Genomic DNA, 16,220 nt, shown 5'->3' with positions numbered 1-16,220 from the left:
GCCGCGGTTCACACCACGGGGAGCTTGTCCGGTGTCCAGAATTCCGGGCCAGGGATCACACCTTCGCCTGCCAGCGCGTTCAAGCGCATGTGTCCCGGATCGGACGTGCCCGGGATGACGCAAGTCACCGCCGGCTGTGCCAGCACGAATTTCAGCAGCACCTGGCTCCACGTCGTGCAGCCGATGCCGGCGGCCCAGCCGGGCAAAGGTTTCTCGCGCAGCGACTTCAGCATCTTCCCGCCGCCGAACGGCAAGTTGATCAGGACGGCGATGCCGCGTTCCGCGGCCAGCGGCAGCAGGCGTTGCGCTGCGCCTGGGTGCGCCATCGAGTAGTTGAACTGCACGAAGTCCCACGGCGCGGCGTGCATCACCTGCTCGAGTTCCGGATAGGCGGATTCCGTGTAGTGGCTGATGCCGATGTAGCCGATGCGGCCCTGGGCCTTCCACTCGCGCAAGGTCTCCAGGTGGGTGCGCCAGTCGACCAGGTTGTGGACCTGCATCAGGTCGATGCGGGAGGCGCGCAGCAACCGGATCGACCGTTCCATCTGCGCGATGCCGGCTTCGCGGCCGGTGGTCCAGACCTTGGTGGCGATGAAGGCCTGCGACCGCGCGGGGTTCGTTTCCAGGAGGCTGCCAACCACTTCCTCCGCCGAGCCATACATGGGCGAGCTGTCCACCACCCGTCCGCCGCCGGCGAACAGCGCCTCCAGGACTTCCGCCCGGGCCGGCCGCTCGGCGGGGCGTTGCCCGATGTCGAAACCCAGCCAGGTCCCGCAACCGATGACCGGCAGAGGCGTGCCATCGCTGGGGATCGTCCGGGTGAGCATGGCGCACCTTAGCGCGCGCTGTGGCGGCCTGCAAGGTGGCCAGGAAATGCGAGGCGCAGCTGTCCTACAGCGAAAGTCAGCGTCCGGCTCTACAGTCGCGCCATGCACCCGGCTTTCGCCCGCGCCGCCGCATGGTCCGCCGTCCAGTGGCAGCGCCTGCTTGGCCTCATTCGCCGCCACCCCTGGCGGGCCGCGCTGGTCCTGCCCGGCGCCTTGCTGCTCTACGCCCTGGTGCTGATCCCGCTCACGCCCGGCATTTCGGACCTGCGCAAGGCGAAAAGCGAGGACCCGTCGGTGGTCATGTCGGCCGACGGCGTGGTCCTGGCGGAATACAAGCGCATCAACCGCCAATGGGTGAAGCTCGACGAGATCGCGCCGCCGGTGCTGCAGGCGCTGATCGCGACGGAGGACCACCGCTTCTACGACCACCACGGCATCGACCTGCGGCGCACGCTGTCGGCCGCGTGGCAGACGCTCAAGGGCAACCGGCAGGGCGGCTCCACCATCACGCAGCAGCTCGCCCGCAACCTCTACCCCGAGGAGATCGGCCGCGCACCCACCCTGAACCGGAAGGCGAAGGAAGCCATCACCGCATTGAAGATCGAGTCGATCTACTCCAAGCAGGAGATCCTCGAGACCTACCTCAACACGGTGCCCTTCCTGTACAACGCCTTCGGCATCGAGATGGCGGCCCGCACCTATTTCGACAAGCCGTCCTCGCGCCTCGACGTGCTGGAAAGCGCCACGCTGATCGGCATGCTCAAGGGCACGAGCTACTACAACCCGGTGCTTGCGCCGGACCGCGCGCGCGCCCGGCGCAACACCGTCCTGGCGCAGATGGTGAAGCACGGCAAGCTGGACGCGGAACGGGCCGAGCTGCTGGCCGCGCGGCCGATGCGGCTGGACTTCGAGCGGCAGGAGCAGCCGCTGGGCCTGGCGCCGCACGTGGCGCAGCACCTTCGCAAGTGGCTGATCGCCTGGGCCGACAGGGAGGAATACGACATCCATTCCGACGGCCTCGTGGTGCGGACCACCATCGACACGCGCCTGCAGAAGGCGGCCAACCAGGCGGTGGCGCGGCAGATCCAGCAACTGCAGTCGCTGGCCGACCGGCGGCGCGCCAAGGGGCAGGAGCCCATGGCGCTGCAGGCCGGCTTCCTGTCGGTGGACCCGCGCAACGGCCATGTGAAGGCCTGGGTGGGCAGCCGCGACTTCGCCACCGAGCAGTTCGACCGCGTCAACCAGGCGCGGCGCCAGCCCGGCTCCACCTTCAAGCCGTTCGTCTACGGCGTGGCCTTCGAACAGGGCATGGACCCGGACTTCACCTTCGTGGACGAGCCGGTCGCCATCCAGGAGCGCGGCGGCGCGGTCTGGAGCCCGAAGGACGCGACGCCGCCCACCGGCATGCCCATGACGCTGCGCGACGGACTCGTGCAGTCGCGCAACTCGATCACCGCGCAGCTGATGCAGCGGGTCGGCCCGGCGCGGGTGGCCGAGCTGGCCTATGCGCTCGGCGTGCGCGAAAGCAAGCTCGACGCCGTGCCCTCGCTCGCGCTGGGCACCAGCCCGGTCACGCTGCGCGAGATGGTGGCTGCCTATGCCAGCCTCGCGAACAATGGCCGCTATATCGAGCCGACGCTGGTGACGCACATCGAGGACCGCAAGGGGCGCACGCTCGCCGTGTTCATCACCAAGCCGCCCGAGCAGGTGATGCAGCGCGGCAAGGCCCTGCAGCTGGTGAACGTGATGCGCGGCGTCGTCGATGAAGGGACCGGCGTCTCGATCCGTTCCCGCTACGGCATCCAGGCCGACGTCGCCGGCAAGACCGGCACCACGCAGGACAACAGCGACGGCTGGTTCATCATGATGCACCCGCACCTGGTGAGCGGCGCGTGGGTCGGCTTCAACGACAACCGCGTCACGATGGGAGACTGGGGGCAGGGCGCTCGCAGCGCGTTGCCGATGGTGGGGGACTTCTTCCAGCAGGCGCTGCGCGTGCGCGCCGTGGATGGGCGGGCCGAGTTCGACATCCCGCGCCCGCGGCCGAAGCCGCGCGAGCCCGAGCAGGGCATCGACCCCGTGCAGGAAGTCGTGAACGACCTGCTGGGCCGGTTGTTCAAGATGATCCAGTGAGGGCGTGGTGCACGCGCAGCGCGGCCCAGGCGTCGTTGGCCGCGTAGAGCACCTGCGCATCCGTCAGCTGGCGGTTCGCCCAGTTCGACGTCGTCTGCTTCTTCGACTTCAGGAAGCGCCGGCCGAACAGCACCGCCACCGCCGCCTTGATGCCCATCTGCCGGCGGTAGCCGCGCTGCCGCAGGACGGTGTCGAGATCGAGCACGTTCTGCGGCTCCACACCCAGCTTGTGCGCGATGCGTCGTGTGTCGTCGCCCAGGCCGAAGCCGGCCTTGACGACGTCCGGCTGGGCCAGCAGCGCGGCCACCTCTTCCCGGCAGCCCTGGTCGTGCAGCTGGAAGACGTAGGCATGATCGGCCAGCGCCAACTGGACCGTGTGGGGGCCCTCGGAAGCCTCGCCCACCGCGAAGGTGGGCTTCGATTCCGTGTCGAAGCCCCAGGCGCGCGCCGTCATCAGGTGGGCGGCGGCTTGGCGCGCTTGCGCCTCCATCGCGACCACGGTGATGCGGTCGAGCGCGAGGCGTTCGAAGGGTTCGAACAGCGCGACTTCTTCGGGGCTGGGCAACGGCAGGGCTGGTGACATGGGGCAAGCGTAACGGTGTTCTGCAGCGCGGTCGGCGCGCGCTTCCTAGGGCAGAGGAGTATTTGCAGGCGGCACGCCCGCCCGCAGAATGATTGCATGCCAACCCAACGATCCATTCCTGGAGTTTCCATGCACCGCTCGCGCCGCTTCGCCCTCGCCGCCCTGTCCACCGTCCTGCTCGCCGGCGCGGCGCAGGCCCAGGCGCCAGCCGCGGCCTGGCCCACCAAGCCCATCCGCATCGTCGTGACCTTCCCGCCCGGCGGCGCACCGGACACGCTGGCACGCGTCCTGGCCGAGAAGTGGGCCGGGCTCGGCCAGCCGATCACGGTCGACAACAAGCCGGGCGCGGGCGGCAACATCGGGGCCGACTTCGTTGCCAAGGCCGCGGGTGACGGCCACACGCTGGTCATCGGCACGGTCGGCACGCACGCCATCAATCCTTCGCTGTACGACAAGATGCCGTACAACAACCTGAAGGACTTCACGCCCATCACCTTCCTGGCGGCCACGCCCAACCTGCTGGTGGTCAACAAGAACGTGCCGGCATCCAGCGTGAAGGAGCTGATCGAGCTGGCGAAAAAGCAGCCCTTGAACTTCGGGTCCTCCGGCAGCGGCACGTCGATCCATCTCTCGGGCGAACTGTTCAACACCCTGGCCGGCGTCAAGATGACGCACGTGCCCTACAAGGGCCGCGCGCAGGCCATTCCCGACCTGCTGGGCGGCCGCATCCAGATGATCTTCGACAACATGCCCTCGGCCCTGCCGCTGGTCAAGTCGGGCGAGCTCAAGGCCATCGCGGTCACCAGCGCCAACCGGTCGCCGGCCGCGCCCAACATCCCGACCATCGCCGAGTCGGGCCTGCCGGGGTTCGAGGCGACGTCGTGGTTCGCCCTTTATGGCTCGCCCGGCGTGCCGCGCGACGTGCAGATGAAGATCAACGCCGAAACCATTCGTGCGCTGAACCTGCCGGACGTGAAGGAGAAGCTGGCGGGCCTCGGCCTGGAGCCGGGCGCCGGCACGCCCGAGGCGCTGGCCACGTTCACCCAGGCCGAGACGACGAAGTGGGCCAAGGTGGTCAAGGAGTCGGGCGCCAAGCTGGATTGAGCCGCTGAGCCAGTAGAATCCCTCGCCTTTGAAGGAGGGATCGTCCCGTGAAGTCGTTCGTTCAAGTCGCGCTCGTTCTCGCCATGTGTCCGGTCGCGGCGCTTGCGCAGCCCGTGCACTTCAACGTTCAGTGCCTGCCGCCCGCCCAGCAGGACGAGATCAAGGCAAAGGCGCAAGCGATCCAGGACGCCACCGCGGCGCGCCGCATCGCGGCGACGCAGCAGGTGGGGTCGTCCACGCGGCTGGCGGAACTGCGGGCCGACAAGGAGGCCAAGCAGAGCGCGTTCTCCGAATGCAGCTTCAAGGCGCGTGCCGCGGGGCAGCGCCCGGCGGACGCCTGCGGTGCCCAGCTCGGCGCGATGGCGGCGGCCACGCGCGCGCACACCGACATGGAAAGCGGGATGGACCGCGCGGCCCGCCCGTTCGCGCAGGAAGAGCGCACGCGCCTGGAGGAGTTGCGCGCGCAGTACCCGACCTGCGCGCAACCCCTGCTGCCCGACAACCCCGTCATCCGTAAGTAGCACTGTCCCGGGGGCGGCAGCCCCCGGCCGCGCGAGGCGCGTAAAGTCGGTGGGAATCCCTTCATCGCAGGAGTCCCATGCTCGTCCTTCACGGCTCGCCCATCAGCAACTACTACAACAAGGTCAAGCTCGCGCTGCTCGAGAAGGGGCTGGCGTTCGAGGAGGCCGACACGCCGACCAAGAGCACCGATGAAGCCGTGCTCAGCGTGTCGCCGCTGGGCAAGATCCCGTTCCTGAAGACGCCGCAGGGCGGGCTGTGCGAGAGCCAGGTCATCGTCGACTACCTCGAAGCGGTGCATCCCGTGCCGGCGCTGCTGCCCGCGGACCCGTTCGCCGCGGCCAAGGTGCGCGAGATCGCGACTTTCATCGACTGGCACCTGGAGATCGCGGCGCGCCAGCTCTACAACTCCGCGTTCTTCGGTGGACCGGCGTTGAGCGAATCGCGGCTGGCCTCGGTCCGAAAGGAACTGGAAAGCAAGATCGCCGGTTTCCGCCGGCTGGCGAAGTTCTCGCCGTACGTCGCCGGCGACACCTTCACCCTGGCGGACTGCTCCGCCTTCAACAACTTGCCGCTGGTGGCGATGGCCAGCAAGGCGAGCTTCGGCGAGGACCTGCTGGCCGCCGGCGGCATCGACCACCGCGCGTACGTCAAGTTCATCGGCGAGCGTCCTTCCGCCCAGAAAGTCGTCGCTGATCGCAAGGCGGCGCAGGCGAAGCTGTGACAGCCAGCCGGCCCGTCGCCATCGTCACCGGCTCGGCCACCGGCGTGGGCGCGGCGACCGCGCTGCTGTTGGCCCAGCGCGGCTGGAACGTCGCCGTCAACTACTCGAAGAGCGAAACGGAAGCCCGCGCGACCCAGGCCGCGTGCGAAGCGGCGGGCGCCGAAACCGTGCTGGTGCGCGGCAGCGTCGCCGAAGACGCCGACTGCCGCGCCATCGTGCAGGCCGCTGTCGGCCGCTGGGAGCGGGTGGACGCCCTGGTCAACAACGCCGGCGTCTCGGTGTTCGGAGCCGCCGCCGGCTGGGACGCGCTCGACGTGGAAGCCTTCCAGCGCATCTACGCCGTCAACACCATCGGCAGCTTCCAGATGGTGCGCGCCGCCGTGGAGCACCTGAAGGCCGCGCGCGGCTGCGTCGTGAACGTGTCGTCCATCGCGGGCTCGCTGGGGATCGGTTCCTCGGTGCCCTACATCGCTTCCAAGGGCGCGCTGAATTCGATGACGCTGCATCTGGCACGCACGCTGGCGCCGGAGATCCGCGTCAATGCCGTCTGCCCCGGCCTCATCACCAGCCCCTGGTTCATCAAGGGCATCGGCCAGGAAGGCGCCGAAAAGCTGGCCGCGAACTACGAGAAGATCGCGCCGCTCGCGCGTCCGTCTTCACCCGAAGACGTGGCGGAAGCGATCGTCTGGCTGGTGACCGGCGCGAAGACGACCACGGGCGAGCTGCTGCTGCTGGACAGCGGCATGCACCTGGGCGGTCGGGCGCCGCAGATTGCGGGGACGCCGGGGACGAAATGACGCCGGAAGAATTGCTGCGCCACTACGACGACGCCACCTTGTGGACGGATGGCTGCGGCCTGGAGGTGCCGCTCGCCTACGAACGCGCCCTCAGCGTCCGGCAATTGCGCATGGCGCGCGGCGAGCAGCCGCGCGGCTACAAGGTGGGCTTCACCAACCGGACGATCTGGCCGCGCTACGGCGTGTACGGGCCGATCTGGGGCACGGTCTGGGACACCACGCTGGCGTTCTGCGACGGCGAGGGCACGGTTTCGCTGCGGGCGACCAGCCAGCCGCGCCTGGAACCGGAGTGCGTCTTCGGGATGGCCCGTACGCCGCCGGCACGCGCGTCGCTGGACGACCTGCTGGCGAGCGTCGCCTGGATCGCGCCCGGCTTCGAGATCGTGCAGTCGCATTGCGCCGGCTGGAAGTTCAGCGCGGCCGATACCGTGGCCGACGGCGCCCTGCATGCGCGGCTGCTGGTCGGCCGCCAGGTGCCGGTGTCCGCGTTGCCGTCCGGCGGCGAAGCTTTCGACCGCGAGCTCGCCACGGCGCGCGTCACGCTGCGGCGCGACGGTGACAGCATCGACACCGGCGCGGGCGCGAACGTGCTCGATGGCCCGCTGCACGCGCTGCTGCATTTCCTGCGGGCGCTGCGCGACTGCCCCGGCGCGACCGACCTGCAGCCCGGCGACGTCGTCACCACCGGCACTTGGACGGATGCCTGGCCGGTCGCTCCCGGGGAGCGCTGGTCGGCCGAGTTCGACGCACCGCTGCCTTCCCTGCACGTCCGCTTCACCGATTGAATCCCATGCAAGAGCCGAATCCGCAAGACTGCCTCGCCCCCGCCGAACTGGTCGACGCGAGCCATCCGGCGGTGCTTGCCTTTGCCTCGGAGCACGCCGGCGAGGGCACGGACCGCGAACGTGCAGTCCGCCTTTACTACGCCGTGCGCGACGGCTTCCGCTATGACCCCTACCGCGTGGACCTGGAGCCGCACGGCATGAAAGCCAGCACGGTCCTGGCGAACGGGTACGGCTGGTGCGTGCCCAAAGCGGCGCTGCTGGCGGCCGCGTGCCGCGCCGCCGGCATCCCCGCTCGCGTCGGCTTCGCCGACGTGCGCAACCACCTGTCCACCGCGCGCATGCGGGAGTCGATGAACACCGATGTCTTCGTCTGGCACGGCTACACCGAAATCTGGCTGGACGGCGCCTGGCGCAAGGCCACGCCGGCCTTCAACATCGAGCTGTGCGACCGCTTCGGCCTGCTGCCGCTGGAGTTCGACGGGATCAGTGACTCCATCTACCACCCCTTCGACAAATCGGGCCAGCGCCACATGGAGTACCTGCGGCAGCATGGCAGCTTCGACGACGTGCCGCTGGACCTGCTGCTGGAGGAATTCCGCCGGGTGTACCCGCGTTGGCTGCAGGGAAGCGCCACCACTGGAAGCCTCGCTGCGGGTGACTTCCTTGCCGATGTTGCGAAGGAGTCCGCGCCCCGCCTATGATGCCGGCCTTCGAACAACGACGAGGAGCCACGCCATGATCAGAAAGCGCCATTTCATCGCCACCGCCCTGGGCGCCGCCGCCGCGCCGGTGCTCGCGCAGGGCAACGCCGCCGCCAGCCTCAAGGGGCCGGCCCTGCTGACCGTGACCGGCGCGGTCGACAAGGGCAACCGCGGCCCGTTCGATCCCGTGCTCGACCAGCTGATGGCGAAGCAGAAGCTCAGCTTCGCGAAGGCCCATGCGTTCGATTTCGCGGCGCTCGCGGCGCTCCCGGCCATCACGATCAAGCCGACGCTGGAGTACGACAACAAGCAGCACACGCTGCGCGGCCCGCTGCTGGCCGACGTGCTGAAGGCCGCCGGCGTGACCGGTGACAACGTCAAGGTCGCGATGCGCGCCATCGACGGCTATGCACCCACGATCTCGCTGGCCGACGCCCGCAAGTACCGCTTCATCGTGGCCACGCAACTCGATGGCAAGCCTTTGCCCCTGGGCGGCCTGGGCCCGCTGTGGGCCGTGTACGAAGCCGACAAGTTCCCCGACATGGCGGCCAAGCCCGTCAGCGAGCGCTTCGGGCTCTGCCCCTGGGGGCTGTACCACATCGATGCCGCGCAGGCGGCCTGACGAAGAATTCGACTACCGGGCCCATCGCCGCGCGACTACAACGCCGGGTGTGGCGGCGCGCTACGGTGGGGCATGAACCACCAGCGAATTCCCTCGATCTTTCCCCTGGGCCTCGCGCTCGCCGCCGCACTGTGCCAGCCCCTGGCCCAGGCGAAGGCGCCGTCTCGTGCCGCGGCTGCGAAGCCGGCGTCCGTCGTGCCTGCCGCGTTCCCGCAGGACGCCACCCTGCACATGAACCAGCTCAATGCCGACACGGCGATGCCTGTGCTCGCCGAAGGGGCGAGGGGCGTGGCGGTGCTGCGGGCGCAGGTGATGCTCGATCGCGCCTGGTTCTCGCCCGGCGAGATCGACGGCCACTTCGGCGGCAACATGAAGCGCGCGTTGCAGGCCTTCCAGCTGGCGCGCGGGCTGGCGACCACGGGCACGCTGGACGATGCGACCTGGCAGGCGCTGGCACAGCCGCAGGCGCCGGTGTTCGCCACCTATCTCCTCACGCCGGAGGACGTGGCTGGACCGTACGCGCCCCTGCCGCCGGACCCGGTGATGCAATCCAGGCTGCCGGCCCTGGGGTTCCAGAGCCTGGCGGAAGCGATGGGCGAGCGTTTTCACACCAGCCCAAAGCTGCTGGCCGCCCTCAACAAGGACAGGCCGATCGCCGCGGGCCAACTGGTGGTGGTGCCGGACGTGCTCAAGACCCAACCGCAGCCCGCCGGCGTGACCAGCCTGCGGATCGACAAGTCGGACAGCATGCTCTACCTCCTGGATGCGGGCAACAAGGTCGTGGGGGCCTTCCCCGTCAGCTTTGGTGATGAACAGAACCCGCTCCTGCCCGGCGGGCTGACGATCATCAGCAAGGTGATGAATCCCGACTTCAGCTACGACCCCAGCCTGCTGCGCAATCCCAAGGCCACCGAGAAGGTGAAGCTGCCGCCCGGCCCGAACAGCCCGGTCGGCGTAGCGTGGCTGGGCCTGAGCAAGCAGCATTGGGGCATCCATGGCACCTCCGAGCCTTCGCAGATGGCGCGAGCCGTCACGAGCGGCTGCGTGCGCCTGACCAACTGGGACGTGTCCCGCGTGGCCGCCGTGGTGAGCAAGGGCATGGCGGTCGACGTGCAATCGTGAACCGCGCAGCCGGCCTGATCTGTCTCGCGGCCGCCGCCGTGCTGGCCGGCTGCGGGCGCGAACCGGTGCGCACGGTGGTGATCCCGCCGGCGCAGGTGGAGGTGGCGCAGGCACCTGCGCCAGCAGCTGCTGTGCCAGCACCGCAAGCTCCCAGCAGTCCGCCGACCGCACAGATGGGTGCGGCGCCGGCCCTGGCGGCCCCCCGATTCGACGGCGACCCTGGCGATCTCGAAGGCGCCCGCTTCCTGGTGGCGCGTTCGCTGATGGTCCCCGTCGCCGGCATCCCGCCCGCCGCCTTGCACGACACCTACGAGCAAGGCCGTGGCTCGCGCACGCACGAAGCCATCGACATCGCAGCACCCGCCGGCACCCCCGTCGTCGCGGTGGACAACGGGCGGATCGCCAAGCTGTTCACCAGCAAGCCGGGCGGTCTCACCATCTACCTGTTCGATGCGGATGGCCGCCTGGCCTACTACTACGCGCACCTGGACGCCTATGCGCCCGGCCTGAAGGAAGGCATGGAGGTACAGCGCGGCACGCTGCTCGGCACCGTCGGCAGCACCGGTAACGCGGATCCGAAGGTGCCGCACCTGCACTTCGCGGTGTTCAAGCTGGGACCCCAACGCAACTGGTGGCAGGGCGACCCGGTGAATCCGTATCCGGCGCTGCGTCTTGCGGCGCCCGCGGAGGTGGTGGCTTCCCGCTAAACCGGATAGCGGCGCGCCAGACCCAGGTAGATCGCCGCGCCCAGGGCCAGGGAGCCGCTGGCGATCCACAACGACAGTTCGAAACCCGCCGCCGCATGGGTGGCACGCGCGACCAGCCAGGCCGCCAGCGGCGGGCCGGCGATCTGCCCCAGCCCGTAAGCCGCGGTCATGGCGCCCATCAGGCTGGTCGGCCCGGCGGGGCGCAGCCGGCGCGCCTCCTGCATGCCGAAAAAGGTGATGGCGGTGAAGGGCAGACCCAGCAGCAGGCTGCCGATGGCGAAGCCCGCCAGCGTTGGGCTCACCAGGCTGGCGGCTACGCCGGCGGCCTGGATGGCATAGCAGGCGGCGAGGCGCATCCGGAGGTCCCCGGCGCGCCTGATGCGCGACGCCAGGAGCGCGCCGGCGATCACGGCCAGGCCGAAGAGCGGCCAGAACAGGTCGAGCCAGGGCGAGCCCGGCAAGGCCTGGCGCGCGATCACCGGCAGGAAGGTCGCCGTGATGATGTAGCCCAGCCCCGCGATGCCATAAGCGACGGTGAGCAGCGAGACTTCCGGGAGGGTGCCCACCTGCTGCGCCGGCGCAGCCACGGTGGCCGCGGCCGGCGTTGCGGTCATCGCCATTCGCGGATCGAGAATCTTCCAGACCAGCGCGGTCAACAGCGCCGCCAGCGCGCCGAACGCCAGCCAGCCCGCCATCGCCGGGACATGCAGGGCCAGCAGCACGGTGGCGACCAGGCCGCTCGCCACGATGCCCGCGCCCGGGCCGGTATAGATCAGCGCGCCCATCTCCGGGCGCTGCTGGCGCCCCAGCTGTTCCAGGCACCAGCCCGTCGTGTACAGGAAGACGACGGCGCTGGCCACACCCGCCGCGAAGCGCAGCCAGGGCCAGAGAGCCGGCAGGTGCAACGCCATGCCCAGCGTGAGCAGGGCGGTGGCCACCAGGCCACGCCGAACCAAGGCAGGCCCGTTGACCTGGACCGACCACCCGAGCCGCCGCGCGAACCAGGGCTGGAAGGTGCAGGCCAGGGCGCCCAGCAGGTAACCGAAGTAGTTCGCGCTGGCCAGCAGGCTGGCGCCGGAGAGGTCCAGGGAGCGCTCCGCCAGCATGAGCGGAAGCAGGGGGGTGAAGGCGAAGCGGCCGATGCCCATGGCGACGGCCAGGGCGACCAGGCCGGCGAAGGCGACCGCCATGGGGCGGGGCGCGGGAAAGGTCGATCCATTCATGCGGCGCGCAGTGTCGCATGCAGGCCGGCGTGCCGCCGGCGAAGGGGTTCGCGCGCTCAGCGCACCACGAGCACGGGCACGATCGCCTCGGCCAAGACGCGCGTGGTCACGCTGCCCAGCATGATCTTGCGCAGCGCGCCATGGCCGTGCGATCCGATCACGATCAGGTCGGCCTTTTCGTCCCGCGCCGTCTGGGCGATGCCGTGGGCGGACGTCGCTTCCTCCACGATGCGGGTTTCCATGGCGACCGGCGGGCCGCCGTCGTCGCACAGTTCGGCGGCCCGGCCCAGGGCCTTGCCGGCATGGGCGTGTGCCGCGGCGATGTAGGCCTGGAAGCCCAGCGGATTGGCCTGGCCGATGCCCAGGTAGGGGTAGGGGTCCACCACATAGAGGGCGGTCAGCCGCGCGCCGTGGGTGCGCGCCAGCCCGATGGCGGTGCGGGTGGCCTGGTCGCAGGCGGCGGAGCCGTCGGTGGCCAGCAGGATGTGCTTGAACATGGAAGCCTCCGGCTCGCCGCGAGTCGCGGGTGGCCCAGCGTAGGCCCGCAGCGGCCGCGCGTCAATGCGCCGGGCCGCGCTGCGTATCATCGCCGCCATGGCATTCCCCATCGACAGCGCCGCCGTCGTCCACGGCATCCAGTTGGCCGTGGCGCCCGTGTTCCTCCTCACCGCGGTTTCCGGCATGATCGGCGCCGTGGCCGGCCGGCTCGCACGCATCATCGACCGGGCCCGCCTGGTCGAGGACCGCGCCCGCGCGACCGAGGATGCGGCAGCTCTCGACCGCCACGCGCGCGAACTCGAACAGCTGCGGCTGCGCGGCCGGCTCGCCAATGGCTGCATCGCGCTGCTGACCAGCTGCGCCTTCCTGATCGGCCTGACCATCATCGTGCTGTTCCTGGGCGAGACCTCCGCCTTGCAGGTCACGCGCTGGGCGCTGGGCGGTTTCCTCGCGGGGGTGGTGGCGTTCCTGCTGGCCCTGCTTTGTTTCCTGGCGGAAACAGTGCTGGCCACGCGGCTGCTCGACTTCCAGGTGACGCGGCGGTAGCATCCCTGCGCAGGCCGCGCCGCGCGGTCATGGGGAGCTGGGGATGCCGCAACTCATTGCGATGGTCGAAGGGGTCGAGGTCAAGCACGTCTACCTGCACAAGGACCGGACGACCCTGGGGCGCAGGCCGGAGAACGACATCGTGCTCGACACCCTGGTGGTGAGCGGCACGCATTGCACTTTCGACCTGGTCGGCGTGGCCGACGTGTTCCTCGAGGACAAGGGCAGCACCAACGGCACCTACGTCAATGACCACATGGTCAAGAGCCGGACCCGGCTGCACGACGGCGACGTGATCGCCATCGGCCCGTTCCGCATCAAGTACCTGCAGGCCTCGGAGCAGCCCAGCTCCTTCGGCGAGACCTCGGCGATGACGCTGGAAAGCCACGCGGCGGCGCAGCCGGTGAACGCCAGGTTCCAGGTGATGACGGGCTCCTCCGCCGGGCTGGAGGTGCCCGTGGTGAAGGCGGTCACGACCTTCGGCAAGCCCGGCGTGACGGTGGTCTCGGTGTCGCACCGGCGCACCGGCTACTTCGTGGCGCACCTGGCCGGCAGCAACGTGCCCACCCTGAACGGCCGGCCGATCGGCGACGAGCCCGTGCAGCTCGCCGACCAGGACGTGCTGGATCTCGCGGGCACGCAGATGAAGTTCCTGCTGAGGGAATAACGCACAATCCCGCCATGGGTCTCATCAAGCGCATCTTCGGCAACGGCAAGGACAAGGAACCGGGCGAGCCCCACAGCACGCCCGCCTCGACGCAGTTCCGCGAGAGCGAGAACACGGACGAGGACGATTCGACCGCCTCGCGCAACACGCAGCGGCGGGAACTGGTGCAGGTGATCCTGCGCGACACGATGCGCAAGCACGGCATCCCGTCGGACTGGATCGACCTGCGCATGCTCTCGACCACCAGCCAGACCGGCCGGGCCGGCCTGCACGTGAGCTTTGTCGTGAAGCAGGGCCATGACCGCCTGCTCGCGTACGTGTTCGCCTTCCAGGACAGCTTCGACCGTGAAATGGCGCGTTTCGACACCCGGGCCTCCGAGTGGTTGCTGAGCGTCGGCTGGCAGTTCGAGGGCTACGTCACGCCGCAGAAATCGGCGATGCCCGATCCGAAGGTCTGGATCAGCTCGGCGCCCGCGGCCATCGAACCGGCGCAGGAATCGCCGCTGTCCTTCGCCCCCACGCAGGATCCGATGGAGGCCGAGGCCCGGCAACTGACGCCCGCGAAGGAAGCCGACGATCTCGACCAGGACCTGCAGGCCCTGTTCGCCATTCGCGACGCGGCGCTGGCCCATCCCACCGATTCCGTCCCGCCGGGCTTCGAGAACACCCGCCCCGGCACCGACGACGACGCCGAAACGCCACGCCGCTAGCCGCGCCGTTCCCCGCGGCGGGTCAGAGTTTCGGGATGCGCAGCGTCTTGCTGATCATCAGGCTGCCGGACAACACGTAGAGCAGCGCCAGCGGGTGCAGCTCCCACGGGCCCAGGTCCATGCCGCCGCCCCACAGGTTGCTGCCGATCCGGTCCTGCCAGGCCAGCAGCGCGAGCACTCCGGTGATCAGCACGCTGGTGGGGATGGGCGTGCCTTCGAAATACTTCACCTTGCCGGATTCGTCGCCGGCGAGCTGCTCGGCGGTCACGTTGTAGCGGGCCAGCCGGCTCACGCCGCAGCACACGAAGTAGACGAGCGCAGCGGCATCCCACCCCCCTTGCAGGCCCGCGGCAAAGCCCAGGGCGGCCGGCGCAACGCCGAAGGAGATCACATCGGAGAGGGAATCGAGTTCCCGCCCCAGGGCGGAGTGCTGGTGCCGGGCGCGGGCGATGCGGCCGTCCAGCACGTCGAAGATGAAAGCGATCGGCGCCAGGACCGCGGCCAGGTAGAAGTGCGTGAAATCGCCGCGCGCCATGAACAGCATGGCGAACAGGATCGCGCCGACCCCGCACGCGGCATTGCCGAGCGTGAAGAAATCGGCCAGGTGGAATTCCCGGACCATCGAAAAATGGCGCGGCGCAGTGCGTTGCATGGGGCGTCCTTGTTGCGGATCCACCATAGGACGTGCGGGCTGGCCCGGCCGTAGTCGCCGGGCAAGGCGCCCTGTAGTCGCGGGCCTACTGGCGGATCTTGCCGGCGCCGCTGATGATCGACAGCTCGACGAAGCGCGAGCCGGAGCGCGCGTTGGGCTTGAATCCGACCGCGTAGCCGCCCAGGTCGTAGCTGTCCATCGCATCGAGCGTGGCGGCCATGGCTTCGCGCGTGGGGCGCGCGCCCTGGCGGCGCACGGCCTCCACGATGACCTTGGCCGCGATGTACCCTTCCATCATGGCGTAGCTGACGGGCACCTCGAGGTTGGGCGTCTTGGTGACCAGGTCGTTGAATTCCTTCGCCAGGCGGCTCGCCACCTTGTACGGGCTGGGGGTGACCTGCGCGATGGCGACGCCCTGCATCTGCTCCTCGGCCAGGCGCTTGGAGAGCTGCTCGATGTCGGCGCCCGAATGCGCGAACAGCTGCGCGGCGCCGCCCGCGCCGCGGTACTGCTCGATGAAGCCGGCAGCGGCCGCCCCGCTGGAAATCATGATGATCGCCTGCGGCGGGTTCTTCAGGAACAGGTCCACCGCCGGCGTCACTTTCGCCGTGCCGCCTTCGTAGGCCGCTTTGTGGGTGATCGAGGCCCGCGCCTTCTTGGCCGCTTCGTCGGCTGCGGCGAGCAGCGCCGGCGCGCCCGGCCCATCCTCGTAGAAGAGGCCGAGGCGGGTGATGCCGATGGTCGCCAGGTGTTCGGTGAGCTTGTTGACCTCGTCGCGCAGGGTGGCGCGCACGTTGTACAGCAGCGGGGTTTCACTGCGCACTTCGGCCGTGCGGTAGCCCACGAGGGCGATGCGTTCCTTCTCGAGCAGGCCGGAAGCCACCAGGTCGGTGATGTTCTTGGTGCCGAAATAGCCGGCCAGCACCAGGGGGCGGTCCTCCGCCAGCATGGCCTTGGTGCCGGCCACGGTGTCCTCGGGCCGGCCGCCGTCGTCGCGCCGCACCAGCGTGAACGTGTGGCCGCCGACGCCTCCCGCCTTGTTGACGGCGTTGAAGTAAAGCTGCATGCCGGTGCCATAGGCCCGGCCCTGGCTCGCCTCCAGCCCCGAGAGCGGCCCGACCTGCCCCACCACGATCTGCGCGGCCTGCAGCGCCTGCGCGCCGCACACCGCCACCGCCGCCGTGACGGCCCGCGCCAGCATTGCCATTGTTTTCATCGTCTCGCTCCACGTCCATTCGACTGACGCGAACCTTAGGCCACATGGCCGGAAAAGTCAGTGTGGAAAGCACTTAGGAAATGC

At 69.5% G+C, this 16,220-nt stretch carries 19 protein-coding genes; 13 read left to right on the top strand and 6 right to left on the bottom strand.

The window, feature by feature from the left end; translation table 11 throughout:
• Nucleotides 1-8: 8 nt before the first annotated feature.
• The gene (locus FN976_RS08830) at nucleotides 9-827 is read right to left on the bottom strand and encodes an aldo/keto reductase (protein WP_145892646.1); all 819 of its coding nucleotides are present in this window, start codon (nucleotides 825-827) and stop codon (nucleotides 9-11) included.
• 102 nt (nucleotides 828-929) lie between these two features.
• On the opposite strand from FN976_RS08830, the gene FN976_RS08825 reads away from it, so the two are divergent.
• Nucleotides 930-2,960 carry a penicillin-binding protein 1A gene (locus FN976_RS08825; RefSeq protein ID WP_145892645.1) on the top strand — a complete coding sequence of 677 codons (2,031 nt, stop codon included), beginning with the start codon at nucleotides 930-932 and terminating at the stop codon, nucleotides 2,958-2,960.
• Here FN976_RS08825 and FN976_RS08820 read toward each other — a convergent pair.
• Nucleotides 2,944-3,543, bottom strand: coding sequence for a 3'-5' exonuclease (locus tag FN976_RS08820; protein ID WP_145892644.1), 600 nt, complete (start codon nucleotides 3,541-3,543; stop codon nucleotides 2,944-2,946). The two genes, FN976_RS08825 and FN976_RS08820, sit on opposite strands and share 17 nt — an antisense overlap.
• A gap of 129 nt (nucleotides 3,544-3,672) precedes the next feature.
• On the opposite strand from FN976_RS08820, the gene FN976_RS08815 reads away from it, so the two are divergent.
• From FN976_RS08815 to FN976_RS08775, 9 genes are all read left to right on the top strand, one after another.
• Nucleotides 3,673-4,647, top strand: coding sequence for a Bug family tripartite tricarboxylate transporter substrate binding protein (locus FN976_RS08815; RefSeq protein ID WP_145892643.1), 975 nt, complete (start codon nucleotides 3,673-3,675; stop codon nucleotides 4,645-4,647).
• Between the two features lie 47 nt (nucleotides 4,648-4,694).
• Nucleotides 4,695-5,168 carry a hypothetical protein gene (locus FN976_RS08810; RefSeq protein WP_145892642.1) on the top strand — a complete coding sequence of 158 codons (474 nt, stop codon included), beginning with the start codon at nucleotides 4,695-4,697 and terminating at the stop codon, nucleotides 5,166-5,168.
• Nucleotides 5,169-5,245: 77 nt separating this feature from the next.
• Nucleotides 5,246-5,890 carry a glutathione S-transferase family protein gene (locus FN976_RS08805; protein WP_145892641.1) on the top strand — a complete coding sequence of 215 codons (645 nt, stop codon included), beginning with the start codon at nucleotides 5,246-5,248 and terminating at the stop codon, nucleotides 5,888-5,890.
• On the top strand, nucleotides 5,887-6,687 hold the full coding sequence (locus FN976_RS08800; RefSeq protein ID WP_145892640.1) for an SDR family NAD(P)-dependent oxidoreductase: 801 nt from the start codon (nucleotides 5,887-5,889) through the stop codon (nucleotides 6,685-6,687). Before FN976_RS08805 ends, FN976_RS08800 begins: the two co-directional genes overlap by 4 nt.
• A complete protein-coding gene (locus FN976_RS08795) occupies nucleotides 6,684-7,472 on the top strand; it encodes a 2-keto-4-pentenoate hydratase (RefSeq protein WP_145892639.1) in 789 nt (262 codons plus the stop codon). The genes FN976_RS08800 and FN976_RS08795 overlap by 4 nt, the downstream gene beginning before the upstream one ends.
• 5 nt (nucleotides 7,473-7,477) lie before the next feature.
• Nucleotides 7,478-8,173 (top strand): transglutaminase-like domain-containing protein, encoded by a 696-nt coding sequence (locus FN976_RS08790; protein WP_145892638.1) that lies wholly within the window; start codon nucleotides 7,478-7,480, stop codon nucleotides 8,171-8,173.
• 37 nt (nucleotides 8,174-8,210) lie between these two features.
• Entirely contained in the window at nucleotides 8,211-8,795 is a 585-nt protein-coding gene (locus FN976_RS08785; RefSeq protein WP_145892741.1) for a molybdopterin-dependent oxidoreductase, read from the top strand.
• Between the two features lie 72 nt (nucleotides 8,796-8,867).
• The gene (locus tag FN976_RS08780; RefSeq protein ID WP_145892637.1) at nucleotides 8,868-9,917 is read left to right on the top strand and encodes a L,D-transpeptidase family protein; all 1,050 of its coding nucleotides are present in this window, start codon (nucleotides 8,868-8,870) and stop codon (nucleotides 9,915-9,917) included.
• Entirely contained in the window at nucleotides 9,914-10,624 is a 711-nt protein-coding gene (locus tag FN976_RS08775) for a M23 family metallopeptidase (protein WP_255440245.1), read from the top strand. The genes FN976_RS08780 and FN976_RS08775 overlap by 4 nt, the downstream gene beginning before the upstream one ends.
• Here the strand turns inward: FN976_RS08775 and FN976_RS08770 are convergent.
• Together FN976_RS08770 and FN976_RS08765 are read right to left on the bottom strand one after the other, a co-directional pair.
• Nucleotides 10,621-11,814 (bottom strand): YbfB/YjiJ family MFS transporter, encoded by a 1,194-nt coding sequence (locus tag FN976_RS08770; protein ID WP_255440244.1) that lies wholly within the window; start codon nucleotides 11,812-11,814, stop codon nucleotides 10,621-10,623. The two genes, FN976_RS08775 and FN976_RS08770, sit on opposite strands and share 4 nt — an antisense overlap.
• An 89-nt stretch (nucleotides 11,815-11,903) precedes the next feature.
• Complete coding sequence (locus tag FN976_RS08765) at nucleotides 11,904-12,344, bottom strand: universal stress protein (protein WP_145892635.1); 441 nt, start codon at nucleotides 12,342-12,344, stop codon at nucleotides 11,904-11,906.
• A 97-nt stretch (nucleotides 12,345-12,441) separates the two neighbouring features.
• Between FN976_RS08765 and FN976_RS08760 the strand changes: the two genes are divergently transcribed.
• The 3 genes from FN976_RS08760 to FN976_RS08750 are packed head-to-tail and all read left to right on the top strand — an operon-like array spanning nucleotide 12,442 to nucleotide 14,268.
• A complete protein-coding gene (locus tag FN976_RS08760; protein WP_145892634.1) occupies nucleotides 12,442-12,891 on the top strand; it encodes a DUF2721 domain-containing protein in 450 nt (149 codons plus the stop codon).
• A gap of 43 nt (nucleotides 12,892-12,934) precedes the next feature.
• The gene (locus FN976_RS08755) at nucleotides 12,935-13,558 is read left to right on the top strand and encodes an FHA domain-containing protein (RefSeq protein ID WP_145892633.1); all 624 of its coding nucleotides are present in this window, start codon (nucleotides 12,935-12,937) and stop codon (nucleotides 13,556-13,558) included.
• 14 nt (nucleotides 13,559-13,572) lie between these two features.
• Nucleotides 13,573-14,268, top strand: a complete 696-nt coding sequence (locus FN976_RS08750) for a hypothetical protein (RefSeq protein ID WP_145892632.1) — start codon at nucleotides 13,573-13,575, stop codon at nucleotides 14,266-14,268.
• A gap of 22 nt (nucleotides 14,269-14,290) precedes the next feature.
• Here the strand turns inward: FN976_RS08750 and FN976_RS08745 are convergent, their stop codons facing one another.
• Both FN976_RS08745 and FN976_RS08740 read right to left on the bottom strand, forming a co-directional pair.
• Nucleotides 14,291-14,920, bottom strand: a complete 630-nt coding sequence (locus tag FN976_RS08745) for a CDP-alcohol phosphatidyltransferase family protein (protein WP_145892631.1) — start codon at nucleotides 14,918-14,920, stop codon at nucleotides 14,291-14,293.
• 85 nt (nucleotides 14,921-15,005) lie between these two features.
• The gene (locus FN976_RS08740) at nucleotides 15,006-16,136 is read right to left on the bottom strand and encodes an ABC transporter substrate-binding protein (RefSeq protein WP_145892630.1); all 1,131 of its coding nucleotides are present in this window, start codon (nucleotides 16,134-16,136) and stop codon (nucleotides 15,006-15,008) included.
• Between the last annotated feature and the right edge of the window lie 84 nt (nucleotides 16,137-16,220).

Origin of the sequence: Caenimonas sedimenti (assembly GCF_007833165.1) — a bacterium.
Lineage (GTDB): Bacteria > Pseudomonadota > Gammaproteobacteria > Burkholderiales > Burkholderiaceae_C > Ramlibacter > Ramlibacter sedimenti.
This window is presented reverse-complemented; position numbering and strand designations above follow the sequence as displayed.

Coding starts and splice junctions, on each gene's coding strand:
- FN976_RS08830 (WP_145892646.1), bottom strand. CDS start 827: ATGCTCACCCGGACGATCCCCAGCGATGGCACGCCTCTGCCGGTCATC.
- FN976_RS08825 (WP_145892645.1), top strand. CDS start 930: ATGCACCCGGCTTTCGCCCGCGCCGCCGCATGGTCCGCCGTCCAGTGG.
- FN976_RS08820 (WP_145892644.1), bottom strand. CDS start 3,543: ATGTCACCAGCCCTGCCGTTGCCCAGCCCCGAAGAAGTCGCGCTGTTC.
- FN976_RS08815 (WP_145892643.1), top strand. CDS start 3,673: ATGCACCGCTCGCGCCGCTTCGCCCTCGCCGCCCTGTCCACCGTCCTG.
- FN976_RS08805 (WP_145892641.1), top strand. CDS start 5,246: ATGCTCGTCCTTCACGGCTCGCCCATCAGCAACTACTACAACAAGGTC.
- FN976_RS08795 (WP_145892639.1), top strand. CDS start 6,684: ATGACGCCGGAAGAATTGCTGCGCCACTACGACGACGCCACCTTGTGG.
- FN976_RS08790 (WP_145892638.1), top strand. CDS start 7,478: ATGCAAGAGCCGAATCCGCAAGACTGCCTCGCCCCCGCCGAACTGGTC.
- FN976_RS08780 (WP_145892637.1), top strand. CDS start 8,868: ATGAACCACCAGCGAATTCCCTCGATCTTTCCCCTGGGCCTCGCGCTC.
- FN976_RS08770 (WP_255440244.1), bottom strand. CDS start 11,814: ATGGCGGTCGCCTTCGCCGGCCTGGTCGCCCTGGCCGTCGCCATGGGC.
- FN976_RS08765 (WP_145892635.1), bottom strand. CDS start 12,344: ATGTTCAAGCACATCCTGCTGGCCACCGACGGCTCCGCCGCCTGCGAC.
- FN976_RS08760 (WP_145892634.1), top strand. CDS start 12,442: ATGGCATTCCCCATCGACAGCGCCGCCGTCGTCCACGGCATCCAGTTG.
- FN976_RS08755 (WP_145892633.1), top strand. CDS start 12,935: ATGCCGCAACTCATTGCGATGGTCGAAGGGGTCGAGGTCAAGCACGTC.
- FN976_RS08750 (WP_145892632.1), top strand. CDS start 13,573: ATGGGTCTCATCAAGCGCATCTTCGGCAACGGCAAGGACAAGGAACCG.
- FN976_RS08745 (WP_145892631.1), bottom strand. CDS start 14,920: ATGCAACGCACTGCGCCGCGCCATTTTTCGATGGTCCGGGAATTCCAC.
- FN976_RS08740 (WP_145892630.1), bottom strand. CDS start 16,136: ATGAAAACAATGGCAATGCTGGCGCGGGCCGTCACGGCGGCGGTGGCG.